The organism is Flavobacterium sp. SORGH_AS_0622 (assembly GCF_030818825.1).
GTDB lineage: Bacteria > Bacteroidota > Bacteroidia > Flavobacteriales > Flavobacteriaceae > Flavobacterium.
In genome coordinates this window covers 440,348-458,921 of the sequence record NZ_JAUTAX010000001.1, presented here as the reverse complement: position 1 = coordinate 458,921, position 18,574 = coordinate 440,348, and the positions used below count along the sequence as shown (strand labels likewise).

General features: G+C 33.8%; 13 protein-coding genes and 1 pseudogene. 5 read left to right on the top strand and 9 right to left on the bottom strand.

Features of this window, described 5'->3' with window-relative positions:
* Nucleotides 1–56 precede the first annotated feature (56 nt).
* Nucleotides 57–434 (top strand): heavy-metal-associated domain-containing protein, encoded by a 378-nt coding sequence (locus QE431_RS02000; protein ID WP_307292092.1) that lies wholly within the window; start codon nucleotides 57–59, stop codon nucleotides 432–434.
* Nucleotides 435–680: 246 nt separating this feature from the next.
* On the opposite strand, the gene gldD is transcribed toward QE431_RS02000, so the two are convergent.
* Genes gldD through mutY form a run of 4 tightly spaced genes read right to left on the bottom strand, consistent with a single transcriptional unit; the run spans nucleotide 681 to nucleotide 4,088 of the window.
* Nucleotides 681–1,241, bottom strand: a complete 561-nt coding sequence (gene gldD, locus QE431_RS01995; protein ID WP_307292090.1) for a gliding motility lipoprotein GldD — start codon at nucleotides 1,239–1,241, stop codon at nucleotides 681–683.
* Between the two features lies 1 nt (nucleotide 1,242).
* On the bottom strand, nucleotides 1,243–2,538 hold the full coding sequence (locus QE431_RS01990; RefSeq protein WP_307292089.1) for a gliding motility-associated protein GldE: 1,296 nt from the start codon (nucleotides 2,536–2,538) through the stop codon (nucleotides 1,243–1,245).
* Between the two features lie 26 nt (nucleotides 2,539–2,564).
* A complete protein-coding gene (locus tag QE431_RS01985; RefSeq protein ID WP_057117681.1) occupies nucleotides 2,565–3,005 on the bottom strand; it encodes a single-stranded DNA-binding protein in 441 nt (146 codons plus the stop codon).
* A gap of 36 nt (nucleotides 3,006–3,041) precedes the next feature.
* A complete protein-coding gene (mutY, locus tag QE431_RS01980) occupies nucleotides 3,042–4,088 on the bottom strand; it encodes an A/G-specific adenine glycosylase (protein ID WP_307292087.1) in 1,047 nt (348 codons plus the stop codon).
* Nucleotides 4,089–4,228: 140 nt separating this feature from the next.
* Here mutY and QE431_RS01975 point away from each other — a divergent pair, with 140 nt between their 5' ends.
* Nucleotides 4,229–4,519 carry an HU family DNA-binding protein gene (locus tag QE431_RS01975; protein WP_007805026.1) on the top strand — a complete coding sequence of 97 codons (291 nt, stop codon included), beginning with the start codon at nucleotides 4,229–4,231 and terminating at the stop codon, nucleotides 4,517–4,519.
* A gap of 411 nt (nucleotides 4,520–4,930) precedes the next feature.
* Nucleotides 4,931–6,475, top strand: coding sequence for a ribonuclease E/G (locus tag QE431_RS01970; RefSeq protein WP_035645529.1), 1,545 nt, complete (start codon nucleotides 4,931–4,933; stop codon nucleotides 6,473–6,475).
* Nucleotides 6,476–6,723: 248 nt separating this feature from the next.
* On the opposite strand, the pseudogene pbpC reads toward QE431_RS01970, so the two are convergent.
* From pbpC to QE431_RS01945, 5 genes and pseudogenes are all read right to left on the bottom strand, one after another.
* Nucleotides 6,724–9,098 (bottom strand): annotated as a pseudogene (gene pbpC / locus QE431_RS01965) (penicillin-binding protein 1C).
* A 136-nt stretch (nucleotides 9,099–9,234) separates the two neighbouring features.
* Complete coding sequence (locus tag QE431_RS01960) at nucleotides 9,235–9,825, bottom strand: transposase (protein ID WP_134139237.1); 591 nt, start codon at nucleotides 9,823–9,825, stop codon at nucleotides 9,235–9,237.
* A 136-nt stretch (nucleotides 9,826–9,961) separates the two neighbouring features.
* A complete protein-coding gene (locus QE431_RS01955; RefSeq protein ID WP_307292065.1) occupies nucleotides 9,962–15,640 on the bottom strand; it encodes an alpha-2-macroglobulin in 5,679 nt (1,892 codons plus the stop codon).
* A 290-nt stretch (nucleotides 15,641–15,930) separates the two neighbouring features.
* Complete coding sequence (locus QE431_RS01950; RefSeq protein ID WP_307292063.1) at nucleotides 15,931–16,563, bottom strand: hypothetical protein; 633 nt, start codon at nucleotides 16,561–16,563, stop codon at nucleotides 15,931–15,933.
* 13 nt (nucleotides 16,564–16,576) lie between these two features.
* On the bottom strand, nucleotides 16,577–17,020 hold the full coding sequence (locus tag QE431_RS01945) for a nucleoside deaminase (protein WP_281867308.1): 444 nt from the start codon (nucleotides 17,018–17,020) through the stop codon (nucleotides 16,577–16,579).
* A 61-nt stretch (nucleotides 17,021–17,081) separates the two neighbouring features.
* On the opposite strand from QE431_RS01945, the gene QE431_RS01940 reads away from it, so the two are divergent.
* Both QE431_RS01940 and QE431_RS01935 read left to right on the top strand, forming a co-directional pair.
* Nucleotides 17,082–17,945: a hypothetical protein gene (locus QE431_RS01940; RefSeq protein ID WP_307292061.1), complete on the top strand. Its 864-nt coding sequence runs from the start codon at nucleotides 17,082–17,084 to the stop codon at nucleotides 17,943–17,945.
* A 77-nt stretch (nucleotides 17,946–18,022) separates the two neighbouring features.
* Nucleotides 18,023–18,574, top strand: a complete 552-nt coding sequence (locus QE431_RS01935) for a hypothetical protein (protein WP_307292059.1) — start codon at nucleotides 18,023–18,025, stop codon at nucleotides 18,572–18,574.

Genomic DNA, 18,574 nt, shown 5'->3' with positions numbered 1-18,574 from the left:
CCTTTGTCTTTTTATTAATTTTGCAAGAAAGAAATCGCAATTTAAATTTATATATAATGAAAATTTCAAAAATTTTAATCGCCGCAACAATTGCTGGTTTAGCATTAGTCAGCTGTAAAAAAGAAGAAGATAAAAGCCTTCAAGTTGTAAACGCAGAAAAAAGCGCTCCAAAAGAACATAAAGCAATTGCTCCTGAAAATTTACAAACAGCAAGTTTTACAATAGAAGGAATGACGTGTGCTGTTGGATGCGCTAAAACAATAGAAGAAGAATTAGCAAATCTGGATGGAGTTGATAAAGCTTCTGTAGATTTCGATAAAAAAACAGCAACAGTAAGTTTTGATAAAACCATTCAAAATCCTGAATCTTTAACTAAAGTTGTTCAAGATACTGGAGATGGTAAAACATATAAAGTTTCGAATTTTAAGTCTTAAATTCTAAGAAATATTCATTTCATTGGAATGTTTGGTTGGTAGAATAAAGTTGGAATTACAATTAAACGTTCCGTAGGAACCGTTTGAGCGTTCATTTATAAATGTTATTTCCGCAAAAACAATTGTCCTTACAGGACACAATGTAAAACGAAATTATTTTTTTTCTACCGATGAGATATTCCTACGGAATATTAAATTAGTTATAGAGAGGAATAAAAAAGGAATCCAAATTGGATTCCTTTTTTGTTATTTCCACTTCAACGTTTCCATCAAACGCTGCATGTCGTTTTTAACATAACTCGCAGCAGGCATAATCGAATCAAAATTTGGTTTTGCGTAAAAATAAACCGAACCTATTAAAAAGTGTTTCGTGCTGTCTGTAACGTAGAATTGCGAATTAGTCGCTGCATTTCCATCAACTTGATAAAACATTCCGTAAACCTTCTTTTGCGGATTTATATAAGGCTGTTCTAAAATATCGTCGGCTTTAATTACGTGTTCGTATGTCAGTTTTTGGGCGTCACGTAATAACTTATCAATATTGCCATTTACAGGCTTATATGTCAAATAGATAGTCGCTTTCATTTTTGGATAAGTAATCCCAAAACCGCAATCTTTTTCACCTTTTATAACGGCGTCTTCATTCATTTGAAAAGCAAATGGGCAGTTGTTCTCAAAATTCACATATTTTGCTTCTGGATAATCTAATCGCAAAAAACTAGCTGGTTTTGGCAAAACATCTTTTTTACAGCTTAAAACCGTTAGCGCAAGCAAAATTGCAGTTATTGAAAGTATTCTATTAGGCATTTTAATTTATTGTTACTTTAATTTGTTTTACACGCTTTTTATCAACTGTTTCTATTGTGAAAATACAGTTTTCAAAAGGTACTTTTTGATCTTTTTTCGGAAAATTACCTAAGATCTCTAAGATAAATCCAGCCAATGTCTCTGCTTCTCCTTTATGAGATTCAAAAATATCTTCGTCAACATTTACAATTCTATAGAAATCTTTCAGATTTATTTTTCCTTCAAAAAGAAAGTTATTTTCATCAATCTGTGAGAAGTTCAGATTTTCATCATCAAACTCGTCGCTGATATCTCCAACTATTTCCTCGATTACATCTTCTAGAGAAACTAATCCTGAAGTTCCTCCATATTCGTCGACCACAATTGCTAAATGACTTTTCAAACTCTGAAAATCTTTTAAAAGATTATCAAGCTTTTTATTCTCTGGAACAAAAAATGCTTCTCGAATTAACGAATTCCAGTCAAATTCTTCTTTATCAATATGAGGAAGCAAATCTTTTACGAAAAGCACTCCTTCTATCTGATCAATATTATCACGATAAATTGGAATTCTCGAAAATCCTTTTTCAATTATTTTAGGATAAATAGACGCAAAAGATTCTGATATTTCTAATGCAAAAATATCAATTCTCGGACTCATTACCTGTTTTGTATCAGTATTTCCGAAAGAAACAATTCCTTCTAAAATTTTTTGTTCTTCGGTTGAAGTTCCTTCAGAATCTGTCAGTTCCAAAGCCTGTGAAAGCTGATTAATCGAAAAACTATTCTTTTGTTTTCCCAATTTATTCTGCAAATATATAGTAAGAGCACGCATTGGCAAACTTATAGGAGATAGTATCTTATCTAAAAAAGCCAGCGGATATGCCACTCGTTTAGCAAAACGCACACTATTTCTGCTCGCATAAACTTTAGGAAGTACTTCGCCAAATAATAAGATAAAAAAGGTAACTAAAACTACTTCAAGCGTAAATTTAAAAGCAGGTGAACTTATTGTAGAAAAGATATTCTGTCCGATATATGCAAATAAGATAACAACACCTATATTGAAAAAGTTATTGGCAACAAGTAATGTAGCCAGGAGTTTTTTCGGCTTATCTAATAGGTTTGAGATAATTTTACCTTTTGCCTGATTATCATTTAGGGTATCATCGATTTCTTGCTGTGATAGAGAAAAGAGAGCTACTTCAGCACCTGAAACTATTGCTGAAAGAAACAACAAAATAAATATTCCGACGAAACCAATAATTAAATTAGCGTCTAGATTTGTTGTAAAAAATAAACTGGGCTCCGGGTCCAAATTGCAAAAAATTAGTTAAACATCCTTTAGAAAGGCAGATCGTTAATCGGAAGCCCTTCATTAGCAGCATCAAAGTTAGTATTTTTTGTTGATTCTGCATCTTGATTTTGTTTTGTATGCGCAGTTTCTTTTTTGGTAGTCAGAAAAGTAAATTCCGTCACTTGAATCTCTGTGGTGTATTTGGTAGTTCCATCTTCCGCCTGCCACTGACGAGATTTTATTCTTCCTTCAACATATATCTTATCTCCTTTAGAAAGATATTTTTCGCAAATTTCTGCGGCTTTATTACGTACAACCAAGTTATGCCACTCTGTAGAAGTGATCTTTTCGTTGGTTGTTTTATTGATATAAACTTCATTGGTAGCCAGCTGAAAACGTCCGATGCAATTTCCGCCATCAAAATAATGCATCTTCACATCATCGCCTAAATGGCCAATGAGCATCACTTTATTTAATGTTCCGTTCATAGTTTTTGGTGGTATTTCTACCAAAGATACATTTTTTTAGCAAATTATTTCCTGCTTTTCTATAAATTTATAAATCACAATTGGAAAAGGAAAAGTTTTTAATTTTTCAGGATCAACTCCATTTTCTATTTTCTCTTTTACCTTAATTTTCCAAAACTGTATATGAAGATGCTGATGCGAAAGTTTATGTATTAATGTTGATTCTGCACAATCTTCTATACCTATAATGGTATAAGAAGGAAACATTTCTTCTTTTGCGATTTTTGAAACTACATCAAAATCTATTATAGACTCAGTCTCTAAGAGTGGAAACTCGTATAAATTATGCCAAATACCCTTATCAGTTCTTTTTTGAATAAGTGTATTCCCTATAGCATCTTCCAATATCAAATAATTAAAATAACGATTTGACACTTTTATTTTTTTTGATTTTACAGGAAGCTGATTTACTTTTCCCTTTTGCAAAGCCAGACAGCTATCATTAAAAACACAAATCGAGCAATTTGGACTTTTCGGCACACATTGAAGCGCACCAAATTCCATAATCGCCTGATTGAATATGGCTGGATTATCTTTAGGCATTAATTCTTGCGCCAAAGCAGCAAACTCTTTTTTGGCACCGGGATTGGCAATATCGGTTTCAATATCAAAATAGCGCGAAAAAACACGGAACACATTTCCGTCTACTACAGGAACTGATTCATTATAAGAGAAAGATGCAATTGCCGCCGCTGTATATTCACCAACACCTTTAAGTTTTAAAAGCTCTTTATAAGAATCCGGAAAAACTCCTTTTAGATCATTAGACACATATTGAGCAGTTTTATGAAGATTACGAGCTCTAGAATAATACCCTAAACCCTGCCAAAGCTTTAAAACTTTTTCTTCTGAGGCATCTGCCAAATCTTTTACAGTAGGAAATTCCTTGGTAAAAGCAAAAAAATAAGGCGTTCCTTGAGCAACTCTTGTCTGCTGAAGCATAATTTCTGAGAGCCAAATTTGGTACGGATCGACCGTTTTTCGCCATGGTAAATCACGCTTGTTTTGTAAATACCATTTTATCAATATGTTAGAAAAATCCATTGCAAAATACTTAGATTACAAAAGTAAATGTTTATGTAATTAAAATTTAACGAATTAGCTTGATTAATTATTTTTTTAATTCCTATATTTGCAAACTCAAAAAAATAGTACACCATTTATAAAATAAAATAGGAAAGAAAATGACGAAAGCAGATATCGTAGCGAAGATTTCAGAGAAACTAGGTCTTGAAAAAGGAGATGTTCAAGCAACAGTAGAAACTTTTATGGAAGAAGTTAAAACTTCTTTAGAAACTGGAGACAATGTTTACCTAAGAGGTTTTGGTAGTTTTATTGTAAAAACTAGAGCTGAAAAGACTGGAAGAAACATTTCTAAAAACACAACAATTAAAATTCCAGCACACAACATTCCTGCGTTTAAACCTGCAAAAGTATTTGTAGAAGGAGTTAAAACAAACAACGAAGCAAAATAATATTAATTAACATAAATCAGACACGATATGCCAAGTGGTAAAAAAAGAAAGAGACATAAGGTAGCTACTCACAAACGTAAGAAAAGAGCGAGAGCTAACCGCCACAAAAAGAAAAAGTAGTTTTAAACTACTTTTTTCTTTTTAAACGTTCATTGAAATTTGGGAAATTTCAAAAATTCCAAAAAATAAAATCCAAAATCCAAAAATTAAGAAATCAATATTGATTCAAATTGGAATTTGGAATCTAAAAATTGAAATTTAAACTTTCCCTCCCGGGTTCAATACCTGTTAAAATATTGTTTAATCCATCTGTAGATAAGATTTTAGATCTTAGATTTTAGATTTTAGACGCAAGTCTATACTCTTCTCTCTATATTCTATTTTCTGAAAAAACAGATAAAAATTTACAGTGTGAATAAAGAATTAATCATTAGATCTAGTTCTGAAGCCGTAGATTTTGCCTTATTAAAAGATGGAAAACTAATTGAATTACACAAAGAAGAAGAAAAAAGCAACTTTCAGGTTGGTGATATTTTTATTGCCAAAATCAGAAAACCAGTTGCTGGACTTAATGCTGCTTTTGTAAATGTCGGTTTCGAAAAAGATGCCTTTTTACATTATCACGATTTAGGTCCAAACTTAGCTTCCCAACTGAAATTCATAAAACTTGTAAGCGCAGGTAAAATAAAAGATTTCTCCCTAAAAACCTTTCAGTTTGAAAAAGAGATTGACAAAGATGGCATCATTACTGATATTTTAAGTGCCAATCAATCTGTTTTAGTTCAAGTAGTTAAAGAACCTATATCTACCAAAGGCCCAAGAATAAGTGCTGAGCTTTCATTGGCTGGAAGATTTATCGTTCTAGTTCCTTTTTCTGATAGAGTTTCTATTTCTCAAAAAATAGAAGACAAAAAAGAAAAGGATCGTCTAAAAAAACTTGTTCTATCGATCAAACCTAAAGGATTTGGTGTTATTGTTCGTACAGTAGCCGAAGGCAAAAACGTAGCCGAATTAGAAAAAGATTTGCAGAACCTGCTTGGCAGATGGTCTGCAATGTGTAAAAAATTACCAACTGCTCATCATCCATCAAAAGTATTAGGAGAACTTAACAGAGCTTCTTCAATATTAAGAGATGTATTTAATGATACCTTCAGCGGTATTCAAATAGATGACGAAGAGTTGTACCATCAAACGAAGGAATATCTGCAAGAAATTGCACCTTCAAAACAATCGATTGTAAAGTTTTATCAATCAAATGATACTCCAATTTTCGAGAAATACAATATAGAGAGACAAATCAAAACTTCTTTTGGCAGAACTGTTTCCATGAGTAAAGGTGCTTACCTTATTATCGAACACACTGAAGCTCTTCACGTTATAGACGTAAACAGCGGAAACCGTTCAAACAAAGCAACCAACCAAGAAGACACGGCCATGGAGGTAAATATGATTGCCGCAGCAGAAATCGCAAGACAACTTCGTCTGCGTGATATGGGCGGAATAATCGTAGTTGATTTTATCGATATGTCTAATCCTGAAAATAGGAAAGTTTTGTTCGACTTCTTGCGAGAAGAAATGAGCGACGATAAAGCAAAGCATAAAATATTACCGCCGAGTAAATTTGGTTTAGTCCAGATTACAAGACAGCGAGTAAGACCAGAAGTCAATATAAAAACTAGAGAAGAAGATCCAAATAAAGTAAATGGTGAAATTGAAGCACCAATATTAATAATTGACAAGATCACATCTGATTTAGAAAGACTTCTAAAAACCCACAATAAAGTTGTACTAAACACACATCCGTTTGTGGCTGCATACCTCAGCAAAGGTTTTCCATCATTACGTTCAAAATGGTTTTTTGAACATAAGAAATGGGTGAAAATCATACCTCGTGACGCTTACACGTACTTAGAATACCATTTCTATGATAAAAAAGGAAATGTTATTTCAGAATAAAAATCAAAACCGCCCCGATGCATCGGGGCGGTTTTTTTATGCGTCATTGCGAGGAACGAAGCAATCTCACTTAGTCATTATACCTAGAATGTCATCCTGAGCGATCCCGAGGCTTCGGGAGAAAGGTGCTCCAATTGGCATGTGGGCTTCGACTTCGCTCAGCCTGACATACAATAAGCTTTCATCTTTTATAAAGAAGCAAAATTTGGAATTTGGGATTTCAAAAAATTGGAATTTCTTTTTAAATTTTATTCCCTAACAATCTCTATTTTCCTTCTAATTTCATTTCCAGAAGCATCTACAACCGTAATATAATGAATTCCCGTTGTTGGCGTAATTGGCAGTTCATGAAATGTTTTTGTTGTTGCTTTGTAAACATCATCAACATACCAAAACAATTCTTTATCCCTTTCAGAATAAGCTACTTTTAAAATTACGGGCTGTATATTACTATTAAAATCTTTCGTTAAATAGATTTTGCTGTTGGCTTTTGGGTAAATAAAATCCATTGTTGTGGTTTGTGTTCCTTCGCATCCTTCCTTAAATGGTGGCAAAGGTAAATATTCAATGTGCTGGCTTTTATATACCATGCCATTACGGGCGGCAGGACAAACCAGTTTTTAGTCACAATATTTTCGACACTTTCACAGCTGCTGTTTACCTGAAATTGCTCTGTTTTATCTAAATGAATGGTTTTATGATAAGGACAAACTTTTGTTGATTTCCCTTTTTTTGAAACCCATTGTTTAATTTTCGGACAGTTTTCTTTTGCCAAATAACCGCTTAAACGGCAAACTTCAACTTCTTCTAGATCTTTATACGGTGTATCAAACCAACGTTGCCTTGGCAGTAAATTAAACACGTCAAATAAAATCGGTGCCGCACTTGTCACTCCCGTTAAAGTTGGCCTCCCCTCTCCCGTTGCATTTCCAACCCAAACTCCCACTACATATCTGGAATTGGTTCCAATTGCCCAGGCATCTCTATTTCCGAAACTTGTTCCCGTTTTCCATGCAATTTTTAAAGAACTGTCATAAAACTTCCAAGCTTCATCTCCTTCGGGTCTGTTGACTTCTTCCATTGCATTGTATGTAAGCCAAATTGAACCCGCACCTAAAATGTTTTTCTGATTCGTTTCTGAACCAAAATCAGGTTCAAAATCATTTTTATAATTTAATTCTGAAAACTCGTTGGTTCTATATTTTCCTTGATTTTTAGTATAATAATTTAATGTTGATGATAAGTTCGCATAGGTTCTACATAAATCCCATAAATTACTTTCGGCACCTCCCAGAATAAGCGACAAACCATAATGGTCGGGCGTTTTGTTAATGTTTTTTAATTTAAACTTTTGAAGTTCTTCATAAAACTTATTTACCCCAAAATCTTGAAGCATTAAAACAGCTGGAATGTTTAATGAGCGTGATAAAGCACGATGCGCCGGCACAGCTCCATCAAACGTGAGATTAAAATTTTGCGGTGTGTAACCTGAAATCTGCGTAGGAATATCGGCAATTAATGTATTGGGCAATAATTCGCCATCATCGAGCATTGCACCGTATAGAAGCGGTTTTAAAATACTTCCTGTGCTTCTAGGCGCATCAATAATATCAACATCTTTTTGATGGTCAATGTCTGCTGGAGAATTTCCAACATAACTCATTACATTCCTATTCTTTACATCAATTACTAAAATTGCCAGATTATGAACTTCATTCTGTTTGTACTGATTGTAATAATATCTCGCAATTTGATTTACCCTGTTTTGCAGCGCATAATCTAAAGTTGTTTTTACCCGGGTTCCCTCTTCATTTTTAGCCACTCTCTGCAATAAATGAGGTGCTATTTGAGGCAGATCATAGGGTTTTTGAGGCAGAGGCTCTTCTATTGCAAGTTCATAGGTCTGCTTGTCAATTATGCCTTCTTGATGTAATTTTAGTAAAAGCCGGTTTCGCTTATTTAGTAATTTAATCTGATTTTTTCCTGGATAAATTAAACTTGGCGCATTAGGTAAAACAGCTAAAACAGCATTTTCTGCCCATGATAATTGATTCGAATGCACACCAAAATAACGCCACGATGCCATTTCTAATCCGACTACATTTCCTCCAAATGGCGCATGAGCAGCATACATGTCAAGAATTTCATTTTTAGAATAACCCAATTCTAATCGGGTAGCGAGAACAATTTCTATTAACTTTTCAAAATAGGTTCTGTTTTTTCCTTTTCTCGATAGTCGGATAACCTGCTGTGTTAAAGTACTTCCGCCACGAACAACTTTCCCCGCTTTTCTGTTTTGTTTGAAAGCATTTATCATTGCACCCGGATTAAAGCCTGGATGTTTGTAGAAGTATTCATCTTCAAAATAAACAATACACTTTTTGAATTTATCCGGCACGCTGTCTTGCGCAGGAAAACGCCATTGTCCGTCGCGGGCAATTTTCGCGCCTAGTAATTCTCCTTCTTTACTTTCAATGACAGTTGAGTAAGGTTCTTTAAATAAAGTTCGGGGTATCGAAAAATAGTAAATCAGCAAGAGCACAAATGCAATTGCTGATTTTATTTTATTTCTTTTTATCCAATTTAGAATGCGTTGGAAAAACGCTTTTAATTTGTTTTTCACAATTATATTGTTCTTATCCTAACAGGTTTTAAAAACCTGTTAGGTATCAATTTATTTAGATTCCTAAAAGAAAAACCGAATACTTATAATATCTAACAGGTTTTTAAAACCTGTTAGGACACTCAAATGTAATTCTCTATTGATCAAGTAAATTTACATCATTAAGTACACCTTCGTAAATTAACTTTCTTTCATCATGACAAAATATAAAATTTTCTAAATCTTCGAATAATTCTATAATAAACTCTCGATTAATACTACTTCGCTTGTCTGATAAATAAGAACGATAAGATGAATGATTATAGGTTTGAAATTCTTTAGAAAAATTGTGCTTTAAAGGATTTAAATGAACATATAGGATTAACTGTTTCAAATACTCTTCGTTTTCAATTCTATTTCTTTGTAAGTGTTCCTGAAACAAACTCCCTGTTCTATTATAAGCCTTATTTATACTTTTAGAATAAGAGTTGAACAAATTCGAAAATGGCAGATAAATCTTTTCTCTAAATTTTTCTGGCAAATCGTTTTTATCTTTTATTCGAAGAACAATATGGAAATGATTTTTAAGCAAACAATAAGCATAAATATCGGCAATTGGCAAAATATATTTTTTAATCTTTTCTAGAAAATATTGATAATTCTTCTCTTCAATAAAAATATTCTCTTTATTATTTCCTCTGTTATAAACATGATAATATTGTCCTGCCTCAAAAATATCCTTCTCCAAACTGCTAATCTTTTTATTATTATCCTAACAGGTTTTGGAAACCTGTTAGGTATTTACTATTCTACTATTTTGGTTGCCATATAGATACCTAACAGGTTTTGGAAACCTGTTAGGATACGTAGTTCTTATTAAAACTTTATTTTACAACCTCAACCCAGAATCCTTTTGTTCTTGCTAGGAATGTATTATCATACATTGCTTCACATTGCAATCCAGGTAAATAATAATTTCCTAAATAAGATGCGTTTAGCAGAATTCTAAAAACTTTTGTTTCTCTAGATTTCATTCCGAAATAGAAATTTGTTCTATCATCGCGAATATCAATATAGTCGGCAATATTGTTTACTGCGTCTCCGTAATCGGTGAAACGTGTATTTACAATCTCGAATCCTGAAGGCAGAATTTGTGATAGCGCTACGTTTTGAATACTTTCGTTTCTCTGGTTTTTAATGGTAACCTCAGCAACAAATTCTGTTCCTTGATTAATTTTCGAAACATTGATTACACTTCCTTTTCTGTTTTTGAAAACTATAGAAGCCGAGACATCATTTTGTATTACATTTTCCTGTCCGATTGGTAATATTCCTGAATTCAGTACACGAACATAAACCGTGTTATTTTTATTGTTTTTCAGCGTAATACTATTAGCTCCAGTTGAAACAGAAATACTACGATCTGCAATTGTTTTTTGTGTATTTATATTTTCTCCTTTACCATTTTTACTGAATTGGATATTAATTCCTTTTGGACCGTTGCTTATCGCAAATTTAGACATTGAATATAAGCAATAAGCCGTTGTCTGCGTACTCATCCATTGATTGGCTGACATTTCTTTGGCCAATTTAGAAGCCATTACAAATGCTTTTTGTTTTTGTCCTAAAAGCAGCATCGTCTCTAAAGCCATGGCTCTATTTCTTTCACTTGAACCGTAATAGAAATAATTGTAACCGTCTGAATCACCATCAATGCTTGTTTTCAAAAACAAACTTTGTCCAGCCGATTTTTGTCCCGCTAAAACATACGCTGCAGCCAAGCGAAGCATACTTTCATTCGAAATACCTTTTGTTTCTCGCAATCTGTTCATTGAAGATAAATCGGCATTTCCTGCTAAAGCTAAAGTGTATAAACGATACGACTGCGCTAAATCGTTACCATATTTTGGTTCAAAACGCCATTGTTTTGCTTCTTTTTGCTGATACGAAAGCCATTTTGATTTGAAATTAATTGGCAGCACATATCCTTTTTTCTCTGCTTCAATCAAGAAATGACCTGCGTAAGAAGTTCCCCAATCATCTGCAATTGTATTTCCCTGCCAGTACGGCAATCCACCGTTTGATAATTGGAAATTTCCTAATCTTGCTATTCCGGCCGCAATATTTTTTTGAATAATTTCTTTACGTTTGGCATCTATATCAGCAACATCGCTTAAAAATAATTGTGGGAAAACAGATGATGTTGTCTGCTCTACGCAACCGTGCGGGTATTGAATTAAAAACTGCAGTCTTCCATTCAAATTCATTGAAGGCATTGACGAGACTTCTAATCTTGCTTTATTACTTCCCGCTACGCCAAATGTTTTCCACGAAAGTGTTTTAGAACTGTTTGGAGTCAAAATAACATCGGTATAAGTACTAGTCAACGGATTTGGATTTGTCATATCAATTTCAACATCATAAGTTGACTTTTCACTTCCAGATGTTGCGATTACCTGTACTTTTGCAATTCCAGTAGCCGAGCCTACAACCAAATTAAAGTATGCCATTTTCTCATCTGGCTGAGAGAAGTTCAATCTCTGAACTGCACTTCCCATAACCTTCAATCCGTTACTTGTTTTGATCTGAATGGAAACATTTTTTATTTTATTTTCTGTAGCAAAAACCGTTACTGGAAGAGTCACTTTTTCTGATGGAGAAATTTTTCTAGGCAACGAAGCCAAAACCATTAACGGACTCTTAACTGGAGTTGCTTTTTCTACACTTCCGTATGCACTAGTATTCGCATCTCCCGCAACAACCATTGTTCTAACAGAACCAATGTATTTCGGTAGTTTTAATTGATGAGATTTAGTCTGGCCTTTTTCCAATTTAAATGGACCATAATACAATACTACTGGTTTAAATCGGTTGGCTTTTTTAGCTTTTCCGCCGCCTAAATCCTGATCTCCACCAATACTGAAAATCTGATTTATTTTTCCGCCGTAAGCACCAATTACATCATCGTAAATATCCCAGGTTTTTACTCCAAGCGCTTCACGAACATAAAAACTATCCCAAGCATTTGGCGTTTTAAAACGTGTTAAATCCAGAAGTCCTTCATCGACAACGGCAATTGTATATGTCATTTCTTTACCTGACTTTTCTCCTACTTTAACCGTAAAAGGCTGTTCTGGTTTTAAGACATCGGGCATATTAATTGTCGGTGCCAAAATGGTGTTTTTATCCACAACTTCAATGGGAACAATTCCGTACATACGAATCGGCGAATCATTTTTGGTCGAAGCGTGCGGCTGTAACAACGTAATATTAAAATAGACATTTGGAGCCATTTCTCCAGTTATCGGAACTTCAACTTTTGTTTCTCCGTTTTTAGTTTCAGCCCAAATTGTCTTTACAACTCGAGATCCGTTTTCGATAGATATTAAAGCACGTCCGCCTTCACTTGAAGGGAAAGAAATCTGTGCTTTTTCTCCAACTGCGTAATTCTTTTTATCTGTAGAAAAAACCAGCATATTTGCTGTTGAAGCATCTCTGTTACGAGTTTTTCCAGACCAAATTGGCCAGTCGATATTTACGGTTAAAGCTGTTGCATGTCCTTCGTTTGTATCTTCTACACGAATCAAATAGCGTCCCCACTCTTCATCTGTCAAAGTAAATTCGAAACTTCCTCGCCCATTTGAATCTGTACTAATCATTTTGGTTTTGTACGAAGTCGTGGCATTGGAAGAATTATAATTAGACAAGTTATCGCTGGAAGAATCCCACCACCAGCGCCAGTCTACTTTGTAAATCCTCACTTCTAGATTTCGAACCGATTTTGGTCTTCCGTTTTCGTCAACCGTAATCACATCAAAACGATTGGAGGCTCTGGTTTCGAGCATATTGTATTTGTTTAGTTCAGGCGACTTTATTCCGACATAAGTTTTGTATGGCGAATAAGTTGTTGAAATAACATCTGTACTAAAATCACCGCCTTCTTCGTATACCTTTGTAATGAACGAAGCGCGTAACATTCCCGGCGCCTGACCCTGTAACCTTGGCTGAATATTTACAGAAGCTTTTCCGTTTTCGTTTAATTTTCCAGAGAAAACATTAATTTCTTCTGTGCTGAATTGACGAACCAAATCATCAAAAGTATATTTTTCATACCCTTTAAAAGTAGTGGTTTGCTGAGAGAATTTTGCCTGCATTTCTACATTTAAATTCTTTGCAATTGCACCGTGAAGCCACGTTACTTCTAGATTATCTGTATTTGGATAAGATGACGAAAGTGTTTTTCTGGTAAATGTATTTTTAATTTTTAAACGATTAGGTTTAATGGTTTCGATTTTGATACTTTTATAAAATTTAGCACCTCCAACACTAACCATCGCTTCCCAATTTCCTGTTGGCGCATCTTGACTGGTTGGAACTATAAATGCATAATGGTTTAAATCGTTTGTTTTTTGAACAGTTTGATAAACCGTTTTTCCATTCGGATCGTTTAATCTAAATTTAATTGGATGTGATTTTGGAAGTTTATTTGCTGCGTCATTCAAAATAAAAGACAAATACAAATTATCTCCCGGGCGCCAAACACCTCTTTCTCCGTAAATAAATCCTTTTAGCCCTTTTTGTAAAGTCTCACCAGCAACATCAAAATTACTGACAGATAATGAAAGTCCGTCATCAAGTTTTACATAAGTAGATTGATCGCCTAAAGTAACGATAGCAAAATAAGCGAATTTGTCCAGTTGGAATGATGCAATTCCTTCACTGCTTGTAGCTTGCGTGCTTATTTTTTGCTGTTGGAAATTGTATAAATCAACTCTTGCATTTGATACTGGTTCTGTTGTTACAATATTATTTACGGCAAATAAGTACGATTTGTTTTCGCCTCTTTTTGCAATTACCCCTAGATCTGAAGCCAGAATATTGGTCGCAATTTTAGCATTGTAATAATACGAACCCGAACAAGGATCTTGGCTTTCTCGCCACTCATAATCATCATAATAATAATCGTCGTAAGAGTTGCCACTGTAGTTTACATCATTTTCATCAACTTCTTCTTCCTCTGTTTCATCCTGATCACCGTCTGAAGTTTCACATTTATAAAGAGAATATTTCTTTTTATACTCAAACTCCACCCTGTAAATTGCTCCCGGTTCTGGTTTTATAATTTTAGATAAATCTAAAGCATACGTATTCCATTTGGAAAGGTTTACAAGTGTGCTTTCTTTAAGATTGAGCGTAGTTTTGGCAATTGGCTGCGCAACTTTTTTGAGATTTTGTCCGCCGTTTAATTCATTATACTGCAAAAACTGCAGAATATTATTTTTGTAAATCTTATATATCTTTACATCAACAGCACTTAAATTTACGGCTTCGAAATTCAGTTTTAAATTATTCGAACTCGGCAGAATTGTACCGTTTTTAATGAAACGAATGCTTGGTTTGATCTGGTCAAAAGAAATTTTCTCAGAGTAATTTGCTTCCATCTTTTTGCCGTATTGGCTCTCAATTCCCTGAAAAACCTCCAAAAGCAATTCACCTGTAATAACTTGTTCTGGTTCTTCATCTTCAACAACTTCCACAACATTATCCGTCGAAGCTGTATCGATCGCAACCGCTGCAGAGTCAACTACAACTGATGCCGAATCAACCGCAGCAGAAGCTGGCTCTTCTGCTGCAACTGCAGCAGGTTCTTCTTTTTTAGGCGCATTTTGATTGGTAAAATATACTTTTAGTAAATTTCCCTGTGTCGAAAATTTTAAATTATTCGTGTTTTGAATGGAAACTAAACCAGCAAAATCCTGTCCTTTTTCTAAAGGTTCAGAAAAATTAATTAAAACCTGTTGATTATTTCCATCAGGAACCTCAACCTTTACAACCTTAAATTCGTTGATGCTGGTGATCGGGAAATCGATTTGTCCTTTCTGTTCAATATCAAAATCGCTTCCATCATAAATAATTTCCAGATTTGATGCTTCAGAAAAACGCTGAATACTATCAATTATAAAACGAAATTCTTTTGCTGGACCAGTTGTTTTCTCAAATTTAATTTTAAGATTATTCCCTTTTTGTTTGGCTTCTACCAATTTTTGAGCCGTTTCCAAATCAATATTATCTGCTGTTTTTAAAACACAGTTTAAATATTGATATTCTTTACTGTACGATTGTATATCGCCAGTATTTATGGTAAAATCCTGTTTAACGGTTTTAACTGTAAAGTTAAATTTAGAAAGTTCTGCCTCTTTTTCTTTCGGAATCGCAGTCAGCTTATCTAAGTTTAAAGTAACTTGATATTCTGTTCCTGCTTTTAATTTTTTCTCTGGAATAAAAGCAATTGTGTTGGTAGAAAGTGCCACGACTTTTCCGCTCACACTTGGCGAAATATCAAACAAATCGTCATCTAGTTCCTGATTGGGCTTCCAATCGTTTTTATCAAAAGCCAAGACCACTCTAATATCAGAATCAGAAGAAACGATTCCTCCTGTAAAACTGGTTATGTAATCTTTGAATAGTGAAAAATCTGAATTGAAATCGGCAGCCGATTTTCTGCTGCAAGATTGAAAAATAAAAAATACAAAAAATACGAGACTGAAACCTTTTACTTTCACTTTTATCTACAGTTAATGGTTAACAAATGAAGAATTAATTCTTTTTACTTTTAGTAAGATTTACAAAGCAAAGCCAGAATTAATTTAAGATAAAAGTAAACTATTTTTTATTTTATTTAAGAAGAAAATTCCCTAGTAATGATTATTTAACTTTTGTTGAAGTTTAAACGCTCATATTGCTTTAATAAGGAGCTAAATCCAGCTGTCCGCTATATCTTTTTCTTGCTAAAGGAGCAAGAAAAAGGATGCCGCTCCCATCTGGGCTAGGGCATTTATTTTCATAAGACTATTTAAAGTTCCGTCCCCAGTTCAGATAAAACTTTATCCATTTCAAGAAAATGATCTTCGGTATTTGAGGAATAGAAAAGTTGATTATTACTCATTACAACAATAACATCATCATCATAATTTCCATAGAAATTTATTCCATCAGCCCAATTTTTAAAAGAGACGCCTTTATTTTTATAATTAACAGCAATCCAGTTTAATTCTTTCTCTTCTAATTCATAAAAACAGTCTGAGGTAAATTTTAACGCAAAACTGGCTTGCAGATAAGCCATAGCATTAAAAAAATCCGATAATTTTTCTGTTTCCAAATTCCATTCCTTTTCATCATAACTCATGTAAACGGGCGGATTAAGATTTGATAAATTATCTTTATGAATTCCCCAAACACAAGCGTGCTGGTTTTCGGTATAAAATATCAGATAATCATTGTGATTATAGAATTGAAATCTTTCCGGAATTATTAAGGAATCTTGTGTTTGATTTAAGTTTTGGATTTTACCTAATTCCGAATAATAATCAACAAAAACTTGGGGAAGATTTCCAAAAATATCTTTTATAATTTGAATTTCATCACTAGTAAAACCATTTGGTTCGCTAATGTGAAAAAGCTTTTTGATTGTTGAGAAATCAGTCATACTATTTTACTAATTACTTTCTTCTTTCCAAAAAAAACCGCTTCATTAAATCGGCAGCTTCATTTGCCATAACTCCAGAAACAACAGTCGTTTTAGGATGCAGTTTTGTTCCCATATTCAGAAAACCGCGTTGTTCGTCGCGAGCGCCAAAAACAATTTTAGAAATCTGGCTCCAATACAAAGCTCCTGCACACATTTGACATGGCTCAAGTGTAACGTAAAGTGTGCAATCTTTTAAATATTTTCCGCCAAGAAAATTTGCGGCTGCGGTTATCGACTGCATTTCGGCATGCGCTGTAACGTCATTTAGCAGTTCTGTCAAGTTGTGGCTGCTTGCAATTACTTTATCGGCCACAACAATTACAGCTCCAACAGGAATTTCGCCTTTATCAAAAGCCATTTCAGCTTCCTGTAAAGCTTTTTTCATGAAATATTCGTCGGTGAAAGGATTTATCATAATTGCAAAAATAAGGTTTTAGTATTTATTTTTTATTACATTTATTTCCTGATATTCAAATATGGAAAGCAAACACAAAATAACTGTTCCTAAACCTTGTCACGAAAACTGGAACACTATGAGTCCTAGTGAAAATGGTCGTTTCTGCATAAGCTGTTCTAAAACCGTTGTAGATTTTACGTCGATGCTTCCTGATGAAATTCAGTCCTTTTTTATTCGAAATCAAAACAAAAATGTCTGCGGGAGATTTAAGAAATCGCAATTAGATTCGATTACAATTCAAATTCCAAATCGGGTTCTACATTCTCAAACACGCTATCATAAAATATTTTTATTGGCTTTGTTTATTGCTATGGGAACTACTTTATTTAGCTGTCAAAATAAAGACGGAAAGAAACAAAAAATTCAAAATGTGGAAGTTGTAAAAGATACTACAACCGAATTAGTAACTCTTGTTGGAGAAGTTCCACTTGACCCAAATGATTCTATTCATTCGCATGTTCCGCCGCCCCCTCCACCAAAAGCAAATCAGGTTAAATTTGTAAAACCAGTTTCTACTGATTGTAGTAAAACAACTAAAACCAAAGTAAAATCTTCCAATACAATCAAAGAAGATGATTCGCAATTTGTTACTGGAGCTGTAATGCAAAAAAATGCAGAATTCCCAGGCGGCATTGATCAATTCTATACTTTTTTTGCGAAAGAATTTAAAAAACCTGAAGACTCGAATGTTACAAACACCAGACTTGCATTTGCGGTAGAAAAAAATGGTTCTGTATCTTATCTTCAATGTTCACCTATAGTTGAAGAAGCATTAGAGAAGGAAATTATCAGAGTTTTAAGTTTATGTCCTAAATGGCAGCCGGGAGAATCAAACGGAAAAAAAATTAAAATGCAGTATTCTTTGCCTATAGCACTTCAATAAAAACATCAATTTCATAAATTAAAAATAAGAATATACTTATATTTTATTATTTGCGTTCTTATTGCAAATAATAATTTATGAACCCACATTTTAAAATAGTTATCCCAAAACCCTGCAATGAGGATTGGGATAAAATGACTCCAGATGCAACAGGAAGATTCTGCCTTGCCTGCAATAAATCTGTAATAGATTTTACAAACAAACCGCCAGAAGAAATTCAGCATTTTTTCCTCAAAAATGAAAATAAAGAAATTTGTGGGCGATTTAAAAACTCACAATTAGATACTGTAAAAATTCAAATTCCAAGTAGGGTTTTATTCTCTCAAACACAGTATCACAAAATGTTTTTGCTGGTTTTATTTGTTGTTATGGGAACTTCTTTATTTAGCTGTGCAACTGTAAATGGAGATAAGCAAAAAATTGAAAAAGTTGAAGTTGTAGAGTATGATAAAAAAGACAACAATAACGCGATACCAATTACTGATGAAGAGTTTTTAAAAATGACACAAAATGATACTCTTAAAATTGAGCCTAAATATAGGCAACAGACAATGGGATGTTGTTATAGGGGCGTGCCTCGATTTGGGAAAGAAAAAATAAATTCAGAATCCCAAAACGAATCAAATTAA